This window comes from Bradyrhizobium sp. USDA 4472 (assembly GCF_054058595.1).
This window is the reverse complement of the sequence record NZ_JBSSAM010000001.1, coordinates 2,329,955-2,352,462: the sequence shown is the minus strand read 5'-3', so window position 1 is coordinate 2,352,462 and position 22,508 is coordinate 2,329,955. Positions and strand designations below refer to the sequence as shown.

Annotated in this window: 15 protein-coding genes; 2 read left to right on the top strand and 13 right to left on the bottom strand. The window is 64.3% G+C overall.

Annotated elements, in window-relative coordinates; all coding sequences use genetic code 11:
* Nucleotide 1: 1 nt before the first annotated feature.
* The 13 genes from ACVWZ4_RS10675 to ACVWZ4_RS10615 form a co-directional block, all read right to left on the bottom strand.
* Nucleotides 2–3,115 (bottom strand): EAL domain-containing protein, encoded by a 3,114-nt coding sequence (locus ACVWZ4_RS10675; RefSeq protein ID WP_456740262.1) that lies wholly within the window; start codon nucleotides 3,113–3,115, stop codon nucleotides 2–4.
* 169 nt (nucleotides 3,116–3,284) lie between these two features.
* Nucleotides 3,285–4,370 carry a branched-chain amino acid ABC transporter permease gene (locus ACVWZ4_RS10670; RefSeq protein ID WP_456700673.1) on the bottom strand — a complete coding sequence of 362 codons (1,086 nt, stop codon included), beginning with the start codon at nucleotides 4,368–4,370 and terminating at the stop codon, nucleotides 3,285–3,287.
* On the bottom strand, nucleotides 4,367–5,377 hold the full coding sequence (locus tag ACVWZ4_RS10665; RefSeq protein ID WP_456790100.1) for a branched-chain amino acid ABC transporter permease: 1,011 nt from the start codon (nucleotides 5,375–5,377) through the stop codon (nucleotides 4,367–4,369). The genes ACVWZ4_RS10670 and ACVWZ4_RS10665 overlap by 4 nt, the downstream gene beginning before the upstream one ends.
* The gene (locus ACVWZ4_RS10660; protein ID WP_456700675.1) at nucleotides 5,374–6,096 is read right to left on the bottom strand and encodes an ABC transporter ATP-binding protein; all 723 of its coding nucleotides are present in this window, start codon (nucleotides 6,094–6,096) and stop codon (nucleotides 5,374–5,376) included. Before ACVWZ4_RS10660 ends, ACVWZ4_RS10665 begins: the two co-directional genes overlap by 4 nt.
* Nucleotides 6,093–6,869, bottom strand: coding sequence for an ABC transporter ATP-binding protein (locus ACVWZ4_RS10655; RefSeq protein ID WP_456700676.1), 777 nt, complete (start codon nucleotides 6,867–6,869; stop codon nucleotides 6,093–6,095). Before ACVWZ4_RS10655 ends, ACVWZ4_RS10660 begins: the two co-directional genes overlap by 4 nt.
* A 156-nt stretch (nucleotides 6,870–7,025) precedes the next feature.
* Nucleotides 7,026–8,210: a substrate-binding domain-containing protein gene (locus ACVWZ4_RS10650; protein WP_456740261.1), complete on the bottom strand. Its 1,185-nt coding sequence runs from the start codon at nucleotides 8,208–8,210 to the stop codon at nucleotides 7,026–7,028.
* A 104-nt stretch (nucleotides 8,211–8,314) separates the two neighbouring features.
* The gene (locus ACVWZ4_RS10645; protein ID WP_456740260.1) at nucleotides 8,315–10,363 is read right to left on the bottom strand and encodes an acyl CoA:acetate/3-ketoacid CoA transferase; all 2,049 of its coding nucleotides are present in this window, start codon (nucleotides 10,361–10,363) and stop codon (nucleotides 8,315–8,317) included.
* 79 nt (nucleotides 10,364–10,442) lie between these two features.
* Nucleotides 10,443–11,747, bottom strand: a complete 1,305-nt coding sequence (locus tag ACVWZ4_RS10640) for an MFS transporter (RefSeq protein ID WP_456736662.1) — start codon at nucleotides 11,745–11,747, stop codon at nucleotides 10,443–10,445.
* A gap of 387 nt (nucleotides 11,748–12,134) precedes the next feature.
* Complete coding sequence (locus tag ACVWZ4_RS10635) at nucleotides 12,135–13,577, bottom strand: sigma-54 interaction domain-containing protein (protein ID WP_456790099.1); 1,443 nt, start codon at nucleotides 13,575–13,577, stop codon at nucleotides 12,135–12,137.
* Nucleotides 13,578–13,832: 255 nt separating this feature from the next.
* Complete coding sequence (locus ACVWZ4_RS10630) at nucleotides 13,833–15,569, bottom strand: putative bifunctional diguanylate cyclase/phosphodiesterase (RefSeq protein WP_456740258.1); 1,737 nt, start codon at nucleotides 15,567–15,569, stop codon at nucleotides 13,833–13,835.
* 274 nt (nucleotides 15,570–15,843) lie between these two features.
* On the bottom strand, nucleotides 15,844–16,809 hold the full coding sequence (locus ACVWZ4_RS10625; RefSeq protein WP_456700681.1) for a sensor histidine kinase: 966 nt from the start codon (nucleotides 16,807–16,809) through the stop codon (nucleotides 15,844–15,846).
* A 111-nt stretch (nucleotides 16,810–16,920) separates the two neighbouring features.
* Nucleotides 16,921–18,297 carry a cytochrome P450 gene (locus tag ACVWZ4_RS10620; RefSeq protein ID WP_456700682.1) on the bottom strand — a complete coding sequence of 459 codons (1,377 nt, stop codon included), beginning with the start codon at nucleotides 18,295–18,297 and terminating at the stop codon, nucleotides 16,921–16,923.
* 78 nt (nucleotides 18,298–18,375) lie between these two features.
* Nucleotides 18,376–19,611 carry an LLM class flavin-dependent oxidoreductase gene (locus ACVWZ4_RS10615; protein WP_456740257.1) on the bottom strand — a complete coding sequence of 412 codons (1,236 nt, stop codon included), beginning with the start codon at nucleotides 19,609–19,611 and terminating at the stop codon, nucleotides 18,376–18,378.
* Nucleotides 19,612–19,790: 179 nt separating this feature from the next.
* Between ACVWZ4_RS10615 and ACVWZ4_RS10610 the strand changes: the two genes are divergently transcribed.
* Both ACVWZ4_RS10610 and ACVWZ4_RS10605 read left to right on the top strand, forming a co-directional pair.
* Nucleotides 19,791–21,203, top strand: a complete 1,413-nt coding sequence (locus tag ACVWZ4_RS10610; protein ID WP_456740256.1) for an MFS transporter — start codon at nucleotides 19,791–19,793, stop codon at nucleotides 21,201–21,203.
* 141 nt (nucleotides 21,204–21,344) lie between these two features.
* Nucleotides 21,345–22,508 carry an extracellular catalytic domain type 1 short-chain-length polyhydroxyalkanoate depolymerase gene (locus tag ACVWZ4_RS10605; protein WP_456740255.1) on the top strand — a complete coding sequence of 388 codons (1,164 nt, stop codon included), beginning with the start codon at nucleotides 21,345–21,347 and terminating at the stop codon, nucleotides 22,506–22,508.

The window sequence follows — 22,508 nt, the reverse complement described above, 5'->3', positions numbered from 1 at the left end:
CTCAGGCCACCGCCGCGACAAGCATGCAGTCATCAGGGCCGAACAAGCCGCGCACCTCGATCGCAGGCCTGGGTCTGCTGAAGAGATAGCCCTGCATCTCCGTGCAGCCGAGCCCGCGCAGCATTTCGCGCTGGGCTTCGGTCTCGACGCCTTCGGCAACCGTCGTCATGTTGCTCGCGGAGGCGATGTTCACCACCGCCTGCACGATCACGGGCGATCCGCCGGGATCGGCAATGTCGGCGACGAAGCAGCGGTCGATCTTGATCTTGTCGAACGGGAAGCGCTTCAGATAGCTCAGCGAGGAATAGCCGGTGCCGAAATCGTCAAGCGCGATGCGCACGCCGATCGAGCGGAGCTGATGCAGGATCGAGAGCGCCGCCTCGTCGTCGCGGATCAGAACGGCCTCGGTGATCTCGATCTCGAGCCGGTGCGGCGCGAGGCCGGAGGCGGCGAGTGCGCCCGCGATCCGCAGCGCCAGCGTGTCGCATTTGAGCTGCACCGGCGAGACGTTGACCGCGACGCGCACATGCGCCGGCCAGGTCGCGGCCTCGTTGCAGGCAGTGCGCAGCACCCAGTCGCCGAGTTCGTTGATCAGGCCGGTATCCTCCGCGATCGGAATGAACTCGGCCGGCGAGATCATGCCGCGCTCGGGATGGCGCCAGCGCAGCAACGCCTCGCAGCCGGTGACCGCGCCCGAGTGCAGGTTGACCAGCGGCTGGTAGTGAATCTCGAAGCCGCCCTCGACCAGCGCCTGGCGCAAATCCTGCTCCAGCGTGAGGCGGGCCTTGGCGCTCGCATCCATCTCCGGCACGAAGAACCGGTGGGTGCGCCGCCCTCCGGCCTTGGCGCCGTACATCGCGAGATCGGCGTTCTTGATGAGCTGGTCAAGGTCGGCGCCGTCCTGCGGCGCCAGCGCGATGCCGATGCTGGCATCGGTGGAGAGCTGGTGGCCGAGGCAATGATAGGGGCGGCGGATCGCCTCATGGATAATTGTCACGAAAGACAGCGCGTCAGCGGCCGTTTCGATTCCCGTCTGGATCACCGCAAACTCGTCGCCGCCGAGCCGAGCGATCAGATCGCCGGACTTGAGACAAGCTCGGATGCGGCCGGCGATGGCCTTCAGGAGCTCGTCGCCGACATGGTGGCCAAGCGAATCGTTGATGCCCTTGAATTCGTCGACGTCGATATAGAGCAGTGCGAACCGCTCGCCGTCCGCGACCTTTGTCAGCTCCCGCTCGATCTGCTCGCGGAACAGCGTGCGGTTCGGCAGGTCGGTCAGCGCGTCGTAATGCGCCAAATGCGCGATCTTGTCATGGGCGCGCCGGCGCTCGGTGACATCCTCGACGACGTTGATGAGGTAGCGCGGCTCGCCGGACGTGTCGCGGATACCGATCCGGGTCGAGGTGATGTAGCGCGGTCCCATGGTCAGGCTCGTCCAGGCATGTTCGTCCCTGAACAAGCCCTCGGTCATCTGCAACGCCCTGCTGTCGTCTTCAGTGACTTCCCTTGCGGTGTCACCCGGATAGATGTCGAAGGGAGTTTTGCCGACCACGGTTTCGCGCGATTGGCCGAACTGCTCTTCCGCCGTGCGGTTGATCAGCAAATATTGGCGTGTTCGGGCGTCCTTCACCGTAATCTGCGAGGGGATATGATCGACGATCTCGCGGAGGAACGTGTAGTTGCGGTCGCGCTCCTGCTCCAGATTGCGCCGCTCGGTGATCTCCTCGATCGTGGCGACCCATCCGCCCTGCGCGAGCGGGGTGTTGATGACCTGGAAGGCGCGGCCGTTCGGGAGTTCATGTGTTTTTACGGCGACCTTGCCTTCGGCGACTTCCCTCAGGACGTCGGCGCAAAACTCTTCGACGTTGCCGCTGAACGCGTTGCGCTCCTGGCGATGGTACATCGCCCGTTGGATGTGACAGCCGGGCTTGATGACATCATGGGAAAGCCCGAACATCTCCACATAGCGGCGATTGCAGGTGACGATATATCCGTCGGCGTCGTGCAGGATCAGCCCTTGCGACATATTGTTGAGCGCGGTGTCGAGCCGCAGGCGTTCGGCCTCCAGCCTCTGCTGGGCCTCGCGGTTCTGCCGGTTGATCTGGCGGATGATCAGGAACAGGATCAGCGCGATCACGGCCGCTGAAAGCGTCGCGGTTGTGACCATGAACCGCGTTTGCTCGCGCCAATCCGCAAGCGCCGATTCCATCGTATTGGTTGCGATGATGATGATCGGGAAATGCTGGAGCCGCGCCCCTGCACCGAGGCGCCCCTGACCATCCGTCGGACTCTTCTCGATCCGCAGGGTCTGCCGACCACCCTCTGCAACGATCTTTTGCAGCAGCGGTCCGCTGGCGTAGCTCTTGCCGACGAGCTCCTCGGCGTAGGGATGGCGGGCCAGCATCATGCCGCCACGGTCGTACAGCGAGATGGCAGCGCCGTCTCCGAGCGCCAGCGATGAGAAATATTTCTGATAGCTGCCCGGATCGATTCGCCGCACCATGACGCCGACGAGTTCGCCCGCCGGATTGGTCAGGCGGCGCGCAACCACAGTGGTCCATTTGCCGAGGAGAAAGCTCTTCACGGTTTCCAGCAGCACCGGCTCGGACTCGGGATTGGATTTGAAGGTTTGGAAGTAGGCTCGCGACGAGATGTTGATCTTGGGCAGCGGCTCGTTTCGCGACCAGTTGATGATGTCGCCGTTGATGTCATAGATCGCGATGTCGCCGAGATAGTTCACGGCACTGACCTTGTTCGCGAGCATGCGGTGTGCGTCGTCGCTCGTCATGCGTTCGCGGAACATCTCGGGCGAGGTGATGCCCGCCAGGTTCATCTGCGCGATCAGGTCGGCGGCGACGGACTCCGAATCCTCGAACTGCTGGTCGAAGTGACGGGTCAGCAGGAGGATCGTGTTTTCCAGCTCGCGCTCGTTGTTGACGAGCGCGCGTTCACGGAAGTCGCCGACTGCCATCGCGGTCGCCGCGAAGATCCCGGCGACGAGGAGCATGCCCGACAGAGTCAGCCATAGCACCGGGCCACGCCGCAAGGCAGCGTCCCAGCTAGCCTTCGCGGCTTGCGCCAGTCGGGCTGCCGTCTCGGAAAATACGTTGCGCATCTCCTCCCCCCTGAGGGACAGAAATACACCGCACAAATGGCGTAAGGATTAGGAAAACCAGTTAGCTAAGGATTAATCCGGTTGTCGCCTCGGAACCAAGCCAGGCGGCAATCGCCTGGTGATTGCGCGATTATCCTGACCATCGCTGCATTGCATCGTGAAGCGACGCTTAATGGGAAGCGGCCGGCTGCTTGGCGCTGCCGCCGCGGCGCAGCCGTCCGACCACGCCGGTGGGGAAGAAATAGACGCTGGCGATGAACAGCAGCCCGAGCCAGAGCAGCCAGCGGTCCGGGTGCAGCAGCCCCGGCAGCAGCGGCAGGCCGGCTTCGGACGCCGCTTTCGAGGCGGCACCCATCAGCGACTGCAGGTAGTTCTGGGCGAGGATGAAGATGGTGGCGCCGATGATCGCGCCGTAGATCGTGCCCATGCCGCCGATCACCACCATCAGCAGGATGTCCAGCATGATGGAGAAGCTGAGTGAGGTGTCCGGACCGGCATAGCGCAGCCACAGCGCATTCAGGATGCCGGCGCTGGCGGCGACCAGGGCCGCCAGACAGTTTGCGTAGGTCAGGTGGAACACCGTGCGGAAGCCGAGGGCCTCGGCTCGAAAGCGGTTCTCGCGGATCGCCTGCAGCACCCGACCGAACGGCGAGTTCACCACACGCAACAGCGCAAGGATCATCAAGGCCGAGACGGCGAACACCAGATAGAAGGTCAGGATGCGGCCGTTGATCTCGAAGCCGAAGGCGCTTTTGGGGATCAGCACCGTGCCGGGGCGCAGCAGCTCGGGCAGCTGGAAGCTGCGCCCGTCCTCGCCGCCGGTGAGCCAGGACAGCTGCGAGGCCAGCACCTGAAAGGCGGAGGCGACCGCGAGCGTGATCATGGCAAAAAAGATCGCGGCCACCCGCAGCGAGAACAGGCCGATCGCCAGCGCAAGCAGCGCGGCCAGCGGCAGGCCGACGACGATCCCGGTTGCGACGGCGGCCCAGCTCGGGCCCATGCCGTACAGCGCGATCGCGATCGCGTAACTGCCGATGCCGTAGAACATGGTATGGGCGAACGAGACCGTGCCGGTGTAACCGAGCAGCAGGTCGTAAGAGGCCACAAGCGCTGCGAACACGCAGATCTTGGCCGCGACGTTCAGTGCCTTGGCCCCCGGAAACAGGAACGGCGTCGCAGCCAGCGCCAGGATGATGACGACGAGAACGAGTGTAAGAACGCGGCTGCGCGGCGGATCGCCCGACAGGATCATCATCGGCTGGTCACCGCATAGAGGCCGCGCGGGCGCCACATCAGGATGGCGACCATCAGCAGAATGTTCGAGACGAGGGCGAGTTTCGGCACCAGGAAGCCGCCATAGTTGGCGACCATCGCCACCAGGATCGCGCCCATGAAGCAGCCGCCGATCGAGCCGAGGCCGCCGATGATGACGACGACGAAGATCAGGACCGTCAGCTCGTCGCTCATGGAGGCATGGACCTGCTCGCGATAGAGCGCCCACATCACGCCGCCGAGGCCGGCGAGCGCCGAGCCGGTCATGAACACGCCGAGGAACAGCCGCCGGATGCGATAGCCGAGCGCCTCGACCATCTCGCGGTTCTCGACGCCGGCGCGGATCAGAAGCCCGAGCTTGGTGCGATTGAGCACCAGCTGGATCGTGAGGAAGACCGCGAGCCCGATCAGCATCGCCAGCACGCGGTACTTTGCGATCGCGACGTCGCCGAGGATGAAAGAGCCGCGCAGCGACGCCGGCAGCGGCATCGGGATGATCTGCGGCCCCCACAGCGCATAGAGCGTCTGCTCGGCGACAATCAGCCCGCCCGTGGTCATCAGGATCTGCTTCAGATGCTGGCCGTAGACCGGCAGGATCAGCACGCGCTCGACGACCAGGCCGAGCGCGCCTGACACCGCCATCGACAGCAGCGCCGCCGGCGCCAGCACCGCCAGGTTCACCCACAGCGAATCCGCCTGCACCGAGGCCACGAACGGCGCGAACACCAGCGTCGCAACATAGGCGCCGACCGCGATGAAGGCGCCGTGACCGAAGTTCAGCACGTCCATCAGGCCGAACACCAGCGTCAGCCCTGAGGCCATGATGAAGATCATCATGCCCATCGCGAGGCTTGCGGCCGTCAGCGTCAGCCAGGTCGAGGGCGAGCCGACCAGCGGGATGGTGAGGAGCGCGAGCGCGACCGGCAGCAGGATCGGCGCGATGTCGCGCTTCGGTTTCGGCAGCGGATCTGATGCCGTGAGTTCAGTCACTGATGTGCCTCCAGGCTCAGGCCGAGCAGCCGCTCCTGCAGCTGCACGTCAGCGGCGAGCGCCGCCATCTCGCCGCGATGGACGATGGTGCCGTTGTCCATGACCAGCACGCCGTGGCCGAGCTCGCGGGCGGCAAAGAAATTCTGTTCGACGAGGAGAATGGTCGCGCCGTTGCGCTTGATCTCCTTCAGGCACTCGATCAGCGCCATGACGATGGCGGGCGCCAGCCCCTTGGTCGGTTCGTCGATCAGCAGCAGCTTGCGCGGCTCTATGATCGCGCGTGCGATCGACAGCATCTGCTTCTGTCCGCCCGAGAGGCTTCCGGCCCGCGACAGCCAGAACCGGCGCAGCGCCGGGAAGAAGCCGAAGATCCACTCCAGCTGCTTGTCATCCATCTCTGCGTCGCGGGCGGCGAGGACGAGGTTTTCCTTGACGGTCAGATCGGAGAACACCGCCATGCTCTCGGGCACGTAGCCGACGCCGAGCCGTGCGATGTCGGGCGTGGCGCGGCTCTCGATGCGCTCACCGCTCATCGTGATCTCGCCCGAGGAGGCCTGCCACAGGCCCATGATGGTGCGGAGCGTCGTGGTTTTGCCGGCGCCGTTGCGGCCAAGCAGCATCGTGACCTGCCCCTCGGGCACCGCGAAGTCGATGCCCTGGAGAATGTGGTAGCGGCCGATATGGGTGTGCACGCCGGCGAGTTTCAGGAGGTCCCTCATGCCGCACCCTCTGCAGAACTCTTGGGAGCAACGCCGAGATACGCTTCCTGCACGATCGACGAAGCGATGACGTCCGCCGGCGGCCCGTCGGCCACAAGCTGCCCGTTATGCAGCACGATGATGCGGTCGGCGAGCGAGCGCACCACGTCCATCTTGTGCTCGACCAGCAGGATGATCTTGCTCTTGTCCTGCTTGAGCTGCGCGATCAGGTTCAGGACGACGGGCACCTCGTCGATGCTCATGCCCGCGGTCGGCTCGTCGAACATGAAGGCTTTGGGCTCCAGCGCGATCATCAGCGCGACCTCGAGCTTGCGCTGGTCGCCATGCGACAAGGCCGTCGCGGCCACACCGCGGCGATTGCCGAGCGCGACCTGGTCGAGGATGGCATCGGCGCGCGCGATCAGATCGCGGCGGACCATCCAGGGCCGCAGCATGTCGTAGTGGGTGCCGCTTGCAGCCTGCACCGCGAGACGCACGTTCTCCTCGACGGTCAGGTTCGGAAACAGATTTGTCAGCTGGAACGCACGCCCGAGACCCGCACGGGTCCGCAGCGGCGCGGAGTGCTGCGTGATGTCGGTGCCATCGAACAGGATGTGGCCAGCGGAGGCGCGCAGTTGGCCCGAGATCAAGTTGAAATAGGTTGTCTTGCCCGCGCCGTTCGGCCCGACGATAGCCGTGAGCTCGCCCGGACGGAACGTACAGCTGACGTTGTTGACCGCGACATGCCCGCCGAAGCGGATGGTGAGGTCGCGGGTTTCGAGGGAGAGCGTCATTGAAGCCAAATTCGTCGCTGGTTGTGACACCTCTCCCAACGGGGAGAGGTCGGTTTGCGCAGCAAAATCGGGTGAGGGGGCTCAGGTCCCACGAGAGGGCGGTATCCCTCACCCGGCGCTTCGCGCCGACCTCTGCCTATGGGAGAGGTGGACAGCTCACCGCTTGTTGCGGATCGGAACGTCCATGTCCTCGATCTTCAGCTCGCGGACCGGCTCGAGGATGGCCCAGGCAACGTTCGGATCGACCTTGACCTTGAAGTGATACATGCTCTGCAGCGCCTGATGGTCCTCTTTGCGGAACAGCATCTTGCCCTTCGGCGTGTCGAACTCCATGCCTTCCATCGTCGATATCAGTTTCTCGGTGTCGGTCGATTTGGCCTTGCTGACCGCAGTGACGATGGACATCGCAGCCGCAAAGCCGCCCGCGGTGAAGAAATCAGGCGGGGCGTTGAAGCGCTTCTGGTGCTCGGCGACGAGCCAGTCGTTCACCGGGTTCTTCGGGATGTCGTAGTAGTAATACGTCGCGCCCTCCATACCCGGCAGGCTCTTATAGGCCGCGAGCGCCGGCAGGATGTTGCCGCCGGTGGAGAGCTCGATGCCGTAGCGCTTCGGGTCCATGTCCTGGAGCTTCGCCAGCGGATTGCCGGCGCCGGCCCAGATCACCCAGATCACCTTGCGGCCCGGCTTGTCCTTCAACTCATCAAACAGACGCTGGCCGACCGCGGTGAAGTCTGTGGTGTTGGCCGGGGCATATTCCTCGGCGGCGAGTGTCGCGCCGGTCTTGGCCAGCGCCTCCTTGAAGGCGGCGACGCCGTCGCGGCCGAAGGCGTAGTCCTGCGCCAGCGTCGCTACGGTGACGCCCTGCTTGCCGATCGCGACGGCGTTCGAGATCGCGTCCTGCGAGGAATTGCGCGCTGTGCGGAAGATGTAGCGATTCCACTTATCGCCGGTAATCTGGTCCGCGACCGCAGGCTCTACGACCAGGATCTTCTTGTTCTCTTCCGCGACCGGAAGCATCGCCAGCGCCGCGGCCGATGAGGTCGTGCCAACCGCGATATCGACCTTGTCATCCTGATAGGCTTCGGCGAGCGCCGTCTTCGCAAGGTCCGGCTTGCCCTGGTCGTCCTTGGTGATGATGACGATCTTGCGACCGTCGATCGTCATGGTGCCCTTGGTGGCGTATTCGAAGCCCATCTGTAGGCCGGTTTCGGTCTGCTTGGCGTAGGCCTCGAGCGGACCGGTCTTGCCGTAGATCAGCCCGATCTTGAGGTCGTCGGCGCGCGCCGAGGTAACCGCGGCGGCGGCGATAATGGTTGTTGTTATGATGAGTGATCGGCGCACGATGGTCCCTCCTGTCTCGGATTTTTTGGGCAATAGCGATTTGCACAGCCTGACGAACATTGCAATTCGACCTTCCGGCTGATGTTGTGCATGCGGCGGCCGCATCATTTTTGAGCCAGCCACGGCGCGTGTTGCGCGTCGGTAGCGGAGGCGGCGCCTTGGATCTGGCGCCAATCCGACTGCGCCTCTTCAGCGCTTTCGAAAATATGCGGCGCGACGCCACGCCGTTCGAGCGCCTCGCCAAGCTTGATGCGGAGGAAGCCCGAGGTCGTGTAGCGCGACACGCCGGAATAGAACCGGTCGACCAGGCTGCGCACCATGGCTGAATAGTCGTCCAGCAGCTCCGGCAGAATGGAAAAGTTGTCATAATTGACGATGGCGTAAACCTTGCGGCCGAGCGGGCCGAGCCTCGCCGCGACAATCCGCCCGATCTCGTCGATCTCGGCGTTGCTGCGCAAGGGATAGCGCTCGAGGTTGATGAAGAACAGGTTCTGGTCCGCATCGAGCGTGAAGCGCTGGTCGAGCGGGATGGTCAGCAACCGTTCGCGCAGGTCCATGGGGCCGTCGCGGAAGATGCGCGCATCCATCAGGCCCGGTTCGCGCGGGATCAGCGGCGTGAAATCCATCAGGCGCAGGATGTCGCGCCCGATGTCGATGCCGGGCGCGACTTCGGTGAGCTCGAGCCCGTCGGGCCGCAGCGTGAAGACGCAGCGCTCGGTGACGTAGAGCACGCGCTGCCCGCGCGCGGCAGCAAACGGGCCGCTGAAGGTCACGTGCTCGACGTGATCGACGAATTTGCGCGACTTCGCCTCTTCGATAATGGTGAGCTGCCGGTCGTTGACGGCGATGCGCTGCCTGCCGGCGGCAAAGGTGCCGACGAACACGACCTCCTTGGCATTCTGGCTGATGTTGATGAAACCGCCGGCGCCCGCCAGCTTCGGCCCGAACTTGCTGACATTGAGATTGCCGGTGCGATCGACCTGCGCGAGCCCGAGGAAGGCCGCATCCAGCCCGCCGCCGTCATAGAAATCGAACTGATAGGGCTGGTCGATCACGGCCTGGGTATTGATCGCCGCGCCGAAATCGATGCCGCTCGCGGGAATGCCGCCGATCACGCCGGGCTCCGCGGTCAGCGTGATCAGGTCGATGATGCGCTCTTCGTTGGCGACGGAGGCGATCCCTTCGGGCATGCCGATGCCGAGATTGACGACGCTATTGGCCTTAAGCTCGAAGGCCGCGCGGCGCGCGATGATCTTGCGCTCGCTCAGCGGCATGTCAGGCAGCGATGCCGCGCGCACTCGGATCTCGCTGGAATAAGCCGGATTATACTGCGTGCCAAAGGTCTGCCAGTGATGCTCGGGCTGGGCCACGACGACGCAGTCGACCAGCACGCCGGGAATCTTGACCTGACGCGGATTGAGGCTGCCGCTCTCCGCGACACGCTCGACCTGGGCGATGACGATGCCGCCGGAATTGTGCGCGGCCATGGCGATTGCCAGCGCTTCCAGCGTCAGCGCTTCCTTCTCCATGGTGAGGTTACCATCGGGATCGCCTGTGGTGGCGCGGATGATCCCGACATTGATCGGGAAGGTCCGATAGAGCAGACATTCCTCCCCGCGCAGCGTGATCAGTTCCACCATGTCCTCGGTGGTGCGCGCATTCAGCTTGCCGCCGCCATGCCTGGGGTCGACGAAGGTGCCGATGCCGACGCGGGTGATATGACCGGGCCGGTGGGCCGCGATGTCGCGGAACAGGTGCGTGATCACGCCCTGCGGCAGATTGTAGGCCTCGATCTGGTTGGCGATCGCGAGCTGCTGCAGCTTCGGGGCAAGGCCCCAATGCCCGCCGATCACCCGGCGGACCAGGCCTTCATGGGCGAAATGGTTGAGGCCGCGATGCTTGCCGTCGCCTTGGCCCGCGGCGTAGACCAGCGTCAGATTGCGCGGCTTGCCCTGCGTGTAGGGCGCATCGCCCTCGTTGGAGAGATAGAGCTCCTCCAGCGCCACCGCGATCTCCTCGGCAAAGCCGATGCCGACGAAGCCGCCGGTGGCGACCGTGTCGCCGTCGCGGATCAGCATCACGGCCTCGGCGGCCGTGACGATCTTGCCCTTTTCGGAATTGGGCAGGTAAGCCAAGGCTGGGTGCTGGCTCACGGCGTGTCCTCCCATGTTGGTCTCATCAGGAGCGGCCTTGCGGCGACCGCTCCATCATTTGCGATCGGCTCGTTCGAAACTAGCCGACCTTGCGGGTTTCGGTGGCGAAATAGACCGAGACTACAGTGATGATCGCGAGCGCGATCATATAGAGCGAGATCGGCCAGGTCGCCGGCGCGTAGGCCGTCATCAGGCCCGTCGCGATCAGCGGCGACAGCGCGCCGGCGAAGATCGAGGCGAGGTTGTAGCCGAGCGAGACGCCGCTATAGCGCACCTTGGTGCCGAACAGCTCCGACAGGAAGCTCGCCTGGGGGCCATACATCGCGGCATGCCCGATGGCGAGGCCGAGCACGATTGCGATCCAGGCGAGTTGCGGGTTCCTGGTCGACAGCAGCATGAACAGCGGGAACGACATCAGTGCGGAGAACACCGCGCCGAAAATATAGATCGGCCGCCGCCCGACCTTGTCGGACAGCGCGCCGAAAGCCGGGATCGTGAAGGTCTCGATCGCAGCCGCGATCAGGACGCCGTTCAGCATGTCCTGCTTGTTCATGCCGAGCGATTGCGTCGCAAAGGCGAGCACGAACGTCGCGTAAATGTAGAAGAAGCCGTTCTCGGCAAAGCGGGCGCCCATCGCGAGCAGGATGTTCTTGGGATACATCCTGAGAGCCTCGAGGATCGGCATCTTCACCTCCTGCTTGGTGTCCTTGACCTTCTGGAACTCCGGCGATTCCGCGATGGTGAAGCGGATCCAGAGGCCGACCAGCACCAGCGCGATCGAGACCAGGAACGGGATGCGCCAACCCCAGGCGAAGAGCTGCGCGTCGCTCAGTGTCGAGGACACCACCGTGAACACCAGCGTGCCGAGCACGAGGCCGAGTGGAGCCCCCAGCTGCGGCCAGCTGCCGTAGAAGCCCTTCTTGTCCTCGGGGGCGTGCTCGACCGCCATCAGCACGGCGCCGCCCCATTCGCCGCCGAGGCCAAAACCCTGGACCAGGCGGCAGGTGACGAGCAGGACCGCGGCCCAGATGCCGGCGGTATCGTAGGTCGGCAGGAATCCGATCGCCGCCGTCGCCGCGCCCATGATCAGCAGCGTGAGATACAGCATGGTCTTGCGGCCGATCTTGTCGCCGTAGTGGCCGAACACGACCCCGCCGAGCGGGCGTGCGATGAAGCCGAGCGCGTAGGTCGCGAACGCCAGCAGCGTGCCGATCATGGGATCGAAGGTCGGAAAGAACAGCTTGTTGAAGATCAGCGCCGCCGCGGTGCCGTAGAGAAAGAAGTCGTACCACTCGATGGCCGTGCCGATCAGGCTCGCAGTTGCGACCGTGACATGCGACGGCTGCTTGGCCCCGAGTTCATTGACGGTGATCGCTCCACTCATCTGGCGTCCTCCCTGTTTGCGAATGCGCATGTGCGTCATGCGTCATTGTGCAAAGCGAAAAGCAAGGGCCGCGCCAGATGCGACACCGTAGAGCAAACTGGCTGAAATCCCGGCAATTCCTGCACTCGCGCCAGGAACGAGCGCTGAACAGCATGTCCGGAGTCTGAGACTCCGGACAGTCTCCGTCTCGAAACTCAGACCAGGGGGATCGCATATGGGCGGGAGCTTGGGGCATTGAATCCGCAACATCGTCATGGCCGGGCTTGGCGGTCTGAAGGACGGGGTCGCTTCCGCTCGCCTATGTCCCGGCCATCCTCCTCTTGCCACGCCGCACAAAGAACGTGGATGCCCGGGACAAGCCCGGGCATGACGACTTCCCGTTGAAACTCAGACGGACGCGGGCCCCGAGGCGAGGCCCAACTTGGCGAGCTTCTTGTAGAAGGTCGCGCGCGAGATCTGGAGCAGCTTGGCGGCTTCGGAGATCTGACCGTTACTGGCGGCAAGCGCCTGCTCGAGCGTTTGCTTCTCGAACTCCGCCTCCGCCTCGGCATAGGGCAGCACGGGGCCGGCGGCCCGCGCGGTCGCAGCCGGCCTCGCATCCGTGCCGACGGGGAGGATACGGGCGAAATCGTCACCGCTCAGCCGCCCGGAATCGCTCAGGATCAGAGCGCGTTCCAGAACGTTGCGAAGCTCGCGGACATTGCCGGGCCAATCGTAGCGGGCAAGCACGGACAGCGCGCTCGGAGTGATCTTGGCGCTGACATGATCACCGGAGGCGCTGATATCCTCGAGCAGCCGGGCGCTGATGTCGGGGAGATCGTCAAGACAGTCGCGCAGGGGCGGCAGGTCGATCGAGAGCACGTTGAGGCGGTAATAAAGGTCGGGCCGAAAGGTGCCGTCGCTGACGCGCTTGCGTAGATCGACATTGGTGGCGGCGACCACGCGTAGATCAACCTTCGAGATCTTGTCCGATCCGAGCGGCTCGATCTCGCGCTCCTGCAGAACACGCAGCAGCTTGGCCTGCAATTGCAACGGCATCTCGCCGATCTCGTCGAGAAACAGGGTTCCGCCGTCGGCAATCCGGAATTTCCCTTCGCGCCCCTTGCGATCGGCGCCGGTATAGGCGCCCGGCGCGGTGCCGAAAAATTCCGATTCGATGAGCGTGTCGGGGATCGCGGCGACGTTGACACTGACGAACGGCTTCTCGGCGCGGGAGGAGGCATTGTGAATGGCCTGCGCCAGCATCTCCTTGCCCGTCCCGGTCTCGCCGGTGAGCAGGACGGTGACGTTTTGCCGGGCGGCACGGCCTGCGAGCTCCTTGGCCTGCGCGATTCCAGGGGTCCTGCCGACGAAGTCGGCGAAGGTGAAGCGCGCGGCGCGGGCGTTGGACAATTGCCGCCGCGCCAGCCGCAAATCGCTCTTGAGCTGGGCGACGCGCGCAAGCAATGGCTTGAGGCTTTCGAGACGGTCATACAGCACGAAGCCGATCGCTCCGATGACGTTGCGTCTCTCGTCCTCGATCGGCATGCGCGTCACGACCAGCTGCTCGCCGCCGAGCTCCATGATGTCGAGCAGGATCGGCTCGCCGGTTTCGACGACCTTCCGCATCATGCTGTTCGGAATGACCTCCTCGACCGGCCGCCCCATCGCCTCGGAGGTGTGCTTGATCCCGAGCGAAGCGAGGTACTTCTCGTTGACATAGATCACGCGTCCGCCGCGATCGATGGCGATCGCGCCCTCGCACAGATGCTCCAGCCGCTCGAACAGCGTCACCATCGCCCGCGCGCGGACATAGGCGGGATCGCTGACGTCGGGGGAGATGTGGGCCATGACGTGCCTCGGGAGGTCCGCCTGTGTATTACCAAAAGGGCTGTGATTTCAAAGGGGAAATGGCAGGTGAGCGAGATCAGAGAATGCTGTCGTTCCGGGGCGCGAAGCGAAGCCGGGACCCATACCCACGGGAGTCGTTTGACGACGACTCGGATTGGGCATCTCGCACCGCAACTGCTGCCTGTGGTGATGGATCCCGGGTTCGCGCTTTGCGCGCCCCGGGATGACAGCGGTGGGTGCCGCGCCGCCGCGCCCCTACCGCCGATACCCGCTCGCCCGCGAATAGCCCTGTCGGTTCTGCTGCATCGGGCGGGCGGACACGCTGGCGCGGGATTCGCTGGAGGCGGGGGTGGCGAGCTTCAGCTCTTCGAGGAAGATCGGGCGAGCGAAATAATAGCCCTGCGCGTAGCGGATCTTGGTCGCTGCCTGGAGATAGGCGAGCTCCTCGTAGGATTCCAGGCCTTCGGCGATCACGGTCATGCCAAGCGCCTCGCTGAGGGATTCGATCGCGCGCAAAATGCCCTGGCTGCGCGGCCGCTTATGGATGTCGGTGATGAAGGAGCGATCGATCTTGATCTCGTCGGCAGTGATGTCGGCGAGCGCCGACAACGACGAATAGCCGGTGCCGAAATCGTCGATGGAGATGCCGACGCCGAGCTTGCGGAATATCGGCAGGATCTCGTCCTGGAAATGATTCTTGGCGACGAAGGCGTCTTCCGTCACCTCGATCATGAATCTCTGTGGAAAGCCGGTGTTCTCCAGCGCCCGCGCAAAATCGTGCATGAATTCGGGATTGCCGGCCTGCTTGGCGGCGACATTGATGCTGATGGTCGCGTCCGCGCCAAAGGTGTCGTTGATCAGGTCGATCGACTTGACGATCTCAGCCAGCACGAGATGGGTCAGCTCGTCGATCAGCCCGAGCTCGACCGCCAGGTTGATGAACGAACCCGGTGCCTGGATCACGCCCTCGTCGTCGCGCAGGCGTACCAGCGCCTCGATACCCTTTACTTTCTGGGTACGGATGTCGACCTTGGACTGAAAGGCGCAGCAGAAACGCTTCTCGAGGATGGCCTGCCGCAGCGACTGCTCGATCTTCATCCGCGCGAGCGCCTCGCGCTCCATGCTGGAATCGAAGAAGGCCGCGGATCCCTTGCCATTGTTCTTGATGCGGTACATCGCGATGTCGGCGTTCTGGCGCAGCGTCTCGAAGCTGCTTCCATGGTTGGGAAAGAGGCTGACGCCGACGGAAGTCGAGGCGAACACTTCCGAATTGCCTATGAAGAACGGTGCGGTCAGCCGCTCCAGCGTCGATTGCATGAATTCGGCGACTTCCTCCTGGCTCTGGATCGGGGAGAGCAGCAACAGGAATTCGTCGCCGGAGATGCGCGACAGCATGTCGGACTCGCGCAGGTCGCGCCCGAGACGCTTCGACAGCTCGACCAGCAGCGCGTCGCCGACGGCATGGCCGTAATAGTCGTTGATGTGCTTGAAATTGTCGACATCGAGAAAGGCGAGGGCAAAACGGTCATCGCCGCGACCGCGGGAGAGCAGGCTCGAGGCGCGATGCTCGATGACGCGTCGCGAGGGCAGGCCGGTCAGCTCGTCGAAATAGGCCGAGCGGAACAGCTGGTCCTCGAAATTCTTCTGTTCGGTGATATCGGCAGAGGCCGAGATCAGGAGCTCGCGGCCGGCGAGCTGGACCGGCCGATGGGTGGTCAGCAGCACCTGACGCGCGGCGCCGTCCTGGAGCGCTTCCTCGGAGACGACAGGCTGTCCCGCCTTGAACGCGCGCTCGCAGGCTTCGCGGCGTCGTGTGAGATCCGGCGACGGGCGGCTGCCGTCCATGCCGAGCTGGGCGGCGGCGACATCGTTGATCAGGAGAAGCTTGCCCTGCGCGTCCTGCACGGTCAGGCCGGCAGGCAGCATTCTAACGATTTCCTTGAGAAATCCGAGTTCGGCTTCATTCGCGCCGCTATATGCATTGTCGTTCATAGAAGCCATGAATCTTGTTGTTCAGCGCGCGTCCGCAATGGGCGCGATCATGCGCAGTTCCCTCTTAGCTTTGGTTAAGGGGTCCGCAGAAATACGGGGGTGTTTTGCGAGAAACCTGCGATGATCCCAGGCGCGCCGCCGATCGTCATTAACAGAAGGTCAACAGCGCATGCGCAAGCGTGCGCGGACTGCGCGGACCTGTTTCGTTTCTGGCAACCAGTCGCGAGATGGCTTGTCGACAACCTTTCCCCCACCGGGGAGAGGTGAACCACCGTCACCCATTCCGGGGAATGCGACACTGCATGATGCAATGCAGTCCGGTCTTCAAATAGGAAACCTCGGTCTTGCCGTCGAAGGCCGAGAGCGCCGATTTCAGGAGCTTGGTGCCGAAGCCGGGCGCCGAGATCTCACCGATGGTCGGTCCTTCGGTTTCATCCCAGGTGATGGTGAGGCGATCGTCGCTGACCGTCCACGATACCTGCAACAATCCGCGCGGCGAGGAGAACGCGCCGTATTTGCCGGCATTGGTGGCGAGTTCGTGAAACATCAATGACAGCGTCACCGCAAGCTTCGGCGGCAGGAACAGCCGCTCGCCATTGAGGGTGAAGCGGACATGGCCGTAAGGGCCGAGCTCCGAGATCAGGAGGTCGCGGATGTCGCAGCCGGCCTTGTCGACCTGCGAGATCAGGTCGTCGGTTGCCGCCAGCGAGCGGAGCCGCGGGTCGATCCGGGCCCAGACCTGAGGCTCATCGTGCAGCACCTGGTGCAGCACGGCATGCACGGTCGACAGCTTGTTTTTCAACCGGTGCTGCAACTCCTCGACCAGCACCTTGCGATAATCTTCCTCCTCGATCAGGCGTCTGGAGATCCGGCGCTGCTCGGCCAGGATGGTGCGATAGTGCTCGACGCCCCAGATCGTCAGCGCGGACACGCCCCAATAGAGTGTCAGCAGCGCGAAGCGCGCGCGATCGGCATAGGCATCGCCGAAATTCACGACGACGCCGAGCACGCCGCCGACCAGCGCCGTCACGACACCGATCCGCAGGCCGCCGAAGGCGGCAGCAAAGAACACGGCCGGAAAGTACGGTGAGAAGAAGACGTCGGGGCGCACATGCGCGAGGCCCCAGCGCGCCAGGGTCGCGAGCAGCAGGCACGCCACCGCAAAGGCGATGCTCAGGCCGAGCGATGGCGGCGCTGCGCCCTGCCAGCCCCTGCGGAATTCCTCGATCAGCTTCCCCATGGCGGAAGTCTTCGTTGCCGAAGGTGCCAAAATTGTGATCGCTGGCCGGCGCAACTGGAGCCAGCAGCAGCGCTACGAGCTGCGGCGCGCCCGGGACACGAGAGCCGAGCGTTAAACCGCCTTCACCCGCACTTTGAGCCCGTCCCGCGGCTTCGGGATAGGCCACATCTGCCAGTCCGGCTTGTAGCCAGGCTCGAGCGACACCTCGATGTTCTGCAGGACGTGCCGGGCAAAACATTTCGCCTGCATATAGGCGAAGTGCAGGCCGAGGCACATATGCGCGCCGCCGCCGAACGGCACCCAGGCGAAGCGGTGACGGTTGCGCTGGGCCTCCTCGGTGAAGCGCAAGGGATCGAACCTGTCAGGCTCCGGCCAGATGTCCCTCATATGATGCGTGTAGAGCGGGTTGATGCCGACCGCGGTGCCGCCGGGAATCGTAAATCCCTTGAAGGTGAAATCGCGCATCGCGCGGCGCGGCATCGAGGGCACCGGCGGCTTGATCCGCAGCGCCTCCTTGAAGGCCATCTCCGACAGCGGCATTTTGTCGAGATCGTCGAAGCTGGTCGGCGCGTCCGGGGCAAGCCCAAGCGCAACAACCTCGTCGCGCAGCCTGGTCTGCCACTGCGGATTGGCGGCGAGCTCGCCGATGAAGGACGTCAGCGACGAGGTCAGGGTGTCGTGCGCCGCCATCATCAGGAAGCTCATATGGTCGATGATGTCCTGCTCGGACAATAATGCGCCATCCTCGTGGGTGGCGCGGCACAGATGCGAGAACAGATCGTCGCCACCATGGTTGCCACGGCGCAGCGGAATCTGCTCGCGGAAATAGGCGACGATGCGCTTGCGCCCCCGCACGCCGGCTGCCATCTGCGTGCCCGGCAGGGGCCTGCGGACCGGCGCGACGGCGGCGGCCACCATGTCGACGAAGGCGCGGTTGATCTCATCGACCTCGGGTCCGATGTCGGCGCCGAGGAAAGACGCAGCCGCGAGATCGAGCGTGAGCTGCTTCATCGCGGGATAGAGCTGCATCTCGCCAGGCTTGGCCTTCCACTGCGCGACGCGCGCGGAGATGCCGCGATCAAGGTCGCTCAGATAGGACTTCATCGGTCCTGACTTGAACGCGACCGAGAGCGCCTTGCGGTGCAGCCGGTGCTCGTCGAAGTCGAGCAGCATCAACCCGCGCGGAAACAGCAGGCCGAGCACCTTGTTCCAGCCATGGGTCGACGAGAACAACTTCTGCTGGTCGAACAGCACGAGCTCGTTGGCCTCCGGGCCAAGCAGCACGACATTGGTCTCGCCGAAGATATGAGTGCGGTAGACAGGCCCGTATTTGGCGCCGTTCGCCTCGACGTGTCCCTTGGGATCGGCGAGCACCTGGAAGGTCTTGCCGATGATGGGCCAGCCCTCGTCGCCGGGAATGTGTGTCAGCTCGTTGCGTTTGGGCGCCGTGTAGGCGAGCGCAGGTGCGGCCACATTCTGCATGGACATGACGATTGCTCCCGTTGGCCGTGCCTACATAGCACAATTCGGGTCGCCTTGCGCGGAGTACACACGGCGGAAACCGGCCTATCGCTTCGCCGCTTCCGACTGCAGATCCGGCGCATTGACGGCGGGAATGGCGACGCGGCCGGGGCCGGTCACTTTGAGTGCCTCGGCGGCCTTTTCGTTCTGCATGATCTTGGCCATCACGGCCTGCCCCGCACGCTCGAAGATGGCACGATTCTCGATCACGAATTTTTGCGATCTGCGCAAGCCGTCGATATAGCCGTTGATCTCCGGCACGACGTACCGGGCGACCATATCCCAGCTCCGGCGGGTGGCTTCGGGATTGGCCCAGTCGTGCACGAAGCCGATGATGGCACCGACACCGCCCGACACCTCCATCACATGCTTGATGGTTTTGACGAGATCGTCGGGCGTGCCGATGGTGGACGCGGCGTCCTCGACGAAGGCGGTCTTGTCCACGGCCTCGTCGGGCGAGGAGAATGCGGTGAGGCCCGGCCGTTGCAGCGTGCCGACGTTATATTCATTGTGCCAGCGCATGAGGCCGGCGCCGGCCTCCTTGCGCGCCTGTTCGCGGCTCTCGGCGATATGGAAAGCGAGCAGCACGCGCCAGTCGGCTCGGCTGACCGTGGTACCGTGCTTCCTGGCGGAGTCCTCGGCGAATTGCCATTGCTGTTGCAACGACATCAGCCCCTGCGTCGTCGTCGAGCCCAGCGAGATGATGCCGATGCCGTATTTGCCCGCCAGGGTCATGCCTGACGGCGAGATCTGCGAGGCCACCACGAACGGCATGTCTTCCTGCAACGGCAGGATCTGGAGCGCCGCGTCGTTCATCGTGAACCAGTCGCTCCTGGCGGTGACGCGTTCGCCGTTGAACAGGCGGCGGATCACGCCGATCGCCTCGTCCTGGCGGTCGCGCTGCGTCATCGGGTCGATGCCGAGCGTGTGCGCGTCCGACGCGAGCGCCCCCGGGCCGGAGCCGAAAATGGCGCGGCCGCCGGTCATGTGGTCGAGTTGCACCATGCGCTGCGCCACGTTGAAGGGATGATGATAGGGCAGCGACACCACGCCGGTGCCGAGCTTGATCCGCTTGGTGCGCTCGCCCGCCGCAGCCAGAAACATCTCCGGCGAGGCGATCATCTCCCAGCCGGAGGAATGATGCTCGCCGCACCAGAACTCGTCATAGCCGAGCGCATCCAATTGCTCGACCAGGTCGAGATCGCGCCGGAACTGGAGCATCGGATGTTCCCCGATCGGGTGATGCGGGGCGAGGAAAGCTCCAAATTTCAGGCGCGCCATGGCGTTCTCTCCGGCTGTCTTTTCTGTTCGTTGAGGCAAAGGCTAGTTGGTGGCGCACGCGAACGCAATCGCGCGATGTCCCGCGCAGCGGAATGCGGGCATGTCCTACCTCAGAGGTAATCGCGGCACCGTGCGCGGTCTGGAATGATCGGGCGGCCATCATACCGGGGCCGCGCGAAATGCATCAGACCGTCACAAAGCCCGTCGATACGACCCGCCGTTGGTGGGTGCTGGCGATCGTCGTCGCCGCGCAATTCATGTTCGGCGTCGACGCCTTCGTCGTCAACGTCGCGATCCCGACCATCGCCGTGGATCTTCGTGCCACGCCGGCGCAGATCGAATCGGTCATCGCGATCTATCTGATCGCCTATGCGACGCTGGTCGTCACCGGCGGTCGCCTCGGCGATATCCATGGCACGAAGAGCGTGTTTCTCGCTGGTGTGCTCGGTTTCGCCGCGACCTCGTTGTGGTGCGGGCTGGCGCTTTCAGGCACGGAGCTGATCATCGCCCGGCTGGCGCAGGGCGCGACCGCGGCGCTGATGGTGCCGCAGGTGCTGGCGACGCTGCATCTCTTGTTCACCGACGAATCGCGCAGCCGCGCCTTCGGCATCTACGGCATCGCGCTCGGGCTCGCCGGCGCCGCCGGCTTCCTGCTCGGCGGCCTGCTGGTCACGATCGATCTTGCGCATACCGGCTGGCGCTCGGTGTTTTTCGTCAACGTGCCCTGTGGCGTCGTCATCGCCGCGGCCTCCTGGTGGATCATGCCGTCGGTGCCGCGCCGCGCTGGTACAAGGCTCGACATCCGGGGCAGCGTGGTGCTGTTCGCAGGATTGCTGTGCCTGATCGGGCCGCTGCTGTTCGGCCACGATGTCGGCTGGGCGTGGTGGCTGTGGGCGGTCATGGCGATCGGCGGCGGGATCCTGTTTGTCTTCATCAAGCTTGAGCACGCGGTTGCCCGCGCCGGCGGTATGCCGCTGATCGATCTGACGCTGCTGGCGGATGCCCCTTTCCTGCGCGGCCTGGGCGCCGCGTTCTTCTTCTTCGTCGCCAATCTGTCGTTCTATCTGGTGATGACGCTCTTCATGCAGCGTGGCCTGAAGATTGCGCCGCTTGCCGCGGGCCTCGCATTCATTCCGCTCGCGCTCGCTTTCGTCGTGGCCTCGCGCCACAGCGGCGCGCGGTCGAAGCATCGCGGCACCAAGGTCCTGATCGAAGGCTGCGCGTTGCAGATCGCAGGCCTCGCCGCGCTTGCGCTTGTTACGGGCTCCATCAATGCTCCGGCCCCGGTCCTGCTCGCGCTCATCATGATCATCTTCGGCTACGGTCAGGGCCTCGTGATGGCGCCGCTGTCAGGCGCGGTGCTCTCGACCGTCAAGCCTGTCGCGGCAGGCTCGGCGTCCGGTCTGTACGGCACCATTGCGCAGATCGGAAATGCGGCCGGAGTGGCCGCAATCGGCGCGGTGTTCTTCGCGATCGAAGCGCTGCAATCAGCGCGTGCAGCTTTCCTCGTCTCGCTCATTCTATTTGCCGCGTTAATCATGACGTCAGCCGCATTCCTGACGTGGATGCGCCGCGCATGTGCACGAAGTTGAGGCGCTAAGGTTAATACCTGCGGATTCCTGCGGGATTCGGCGCGTTCCAGGATTGAGCGACAGCACACGGGCTTTTCATTTTGCACCGCAGCAACTATCTGGTCTGGGTAAACGTTGAAAGCTGCCCACCAGGAATTTGCCGTGTCGCTTGCCCGCAATGTCGACTTCTTGAGACGTCTGCCGAGGTTGGACGGTCTGCGCCTGCCTGATTTCGGCGCAGGCGCCGGCAGCTCCAGCCCGCTGGAAGAAGTGACCGGCTTCGGCGACAATCCAGGCGACCTGCGCATGTTCGCGTTCGTGCCGGCGCAATTGCAGAAGCCGCACGCGCTCGTCGTCGTGCTGCATGGGTGCGGCCAGACGGCGGCGTCTTACGATCTCGGTGCGGGCTGGTCGACGCTCGCGCGTCACTATGGCTTTGCGCTTGTGATGCCCGAGCAGCAGCGTATCAACAACGGCAACACCTGCTTCAACTGGTTCAATCCCGAGGACACCGCACGCGACAGCGGCGAGGCGCGTTCGATCCGCGAGATGATCGCGCATATGGTCGCGACGCAGCGCATCGATCCCCGGCGCATCTTCATCACCGGCCTCTCCGCCGGCGGCGGCATGACCTCGGTGATGCTTGCGACCTACCCGGAACTATTCGCCGCCGGCGCGGTCATCGCTGGATTGCCGTATGGTATCGCCTCGAATCTGCGCGAGGCGCTCGACGGCATGTTCCATTCGCCTGAGCGACCCGGGCGGGAGCTCGGCGACTTGGTGCGGCGGGCCTCCAACCATCGCGGGCCCTGGCCGAAGATCTCGGTGTGGCATGGCAGCGCCGATCGCACCGTCAATCCCGGCAATGCCAACGAGATCGTCAAGCAATGGCTCGACTTGCACGACCTGCCGATGACGCCGATGGCCGAGACCAATGTCGACGGTTATCCGCGCCAGTCCTGGTGGAACAAGGATGGCGAGACGCTGGTCGAGTCCTACGCCATCACCGGCATGGCCCACGGCACGCCGCTTGGGCTTGCCGACAACGACCAGCGCTACGGCGTCGAAGGTGCGTTCCTGATCGAGGCCGGCATCTCCTCATCCTATCACATCGCAAAGTTCTTCGGCCTCACCGGTTGGATTCAGGACGCGAAGAAGGCGGACGCAATGCCTGCGCCCGCACGCTCGGCCGCCCCTCATCTCGCCCGCACCATCCGTGTGAAAGTCGCCGAAGAGAAGGCCGAGGCGACGCGCGACCAGGGGCGCGGCTTCGATCTCGGCCAGATCATCACCCGCGCGCTCACGGCCGCGGGCTTGATGAAGTAG

Excerpts from the sequence above, each read along its gene's own strand:
- ACVWZ4_RS10610 (WP_456740256.1), top strand. The coding sequence starts at position 19,791 with ATGCATCAGACCGTCACAAAGCCCGTCGATACGACCCGCCGTTGGTGG.
- ACVWZ4_RS10640 (WP_456736662.1), bottom strand. The coding sequence starts at position 11,747 with ATGAGTGGAGCGATCACCGTCAATGAACTCGGGGCCAAGCAGCCGTCG.
- ACVWZ4_RS10625 (WP_456700681.1), bottom strand. The coding sequence starts at position 16,809 with ATGGGGAAGCTGATCGAGGAATTCCGCAGGGGCTGGCAGGGCGCAGCG.
- ACVWZ4_RS10655 (WP_456700676.1), bottom strand. The coding sequence starts at position 6,869 with ATGACGCTCTCCCTCGAAACCCGCGACCTCACCATCCGCTTCGGCGGG.
- ACVWZ4_RS10675 (WP_456740262.1), bottom strand. The coding sequence starts at position 3,115 with ATGCGCAACGTATTTTCCGAGACGGCAGCCCGACTGGCGCAAGCCGCG.
- ACVWZ4_RS10630 (WP_456740258.1), bottom strand. The coding sequence starts at position 15,569 with ATGAACGACAATGCATATAGCGGCGCGAATGAAGCCGAACTCGGATTT.
- ACVWZ4_RS10635 (WP_456790099.1), bottom strand. The coding sequence starts at position 13,577 with ATGGCCCACATCTCCCCCGACGTCAGCGATCCCGCCTATGTCCGCGCG.
- ACVWZ4_RS10670 (WP_456700673.1), bottom strand. The coding sequence starts at position 4,370 with ATGATGATCCTGTCGGGCGATCCGCCGCGCAGCCGCGTTCTTACACTC.
- ACVWZ4_RS10615 (WP_456740257.1), bottom strand. The coding sequence starts at position 19,611 with ATGGCGCGCCTGAAATTTGGAGCTTTCCTCGCCCCGCATCACCCGATC.
- ACVWZ4_RS10660 (WP_456700675.1), bottom strand. The coding sequence starts at position 6,096 with ATGAGGGACCTCCTGAAACTCGCCGGCGTGCACACCCATATCGGCCGC.
- ACVWZ4_RS10620 (WP_456700682.1), bottom strand. The coding sequence starts at position 18,297 with ATGTCCATGCAGAATGTGGCCGCACCTGCGCTCGCCTACACGGCGCCC.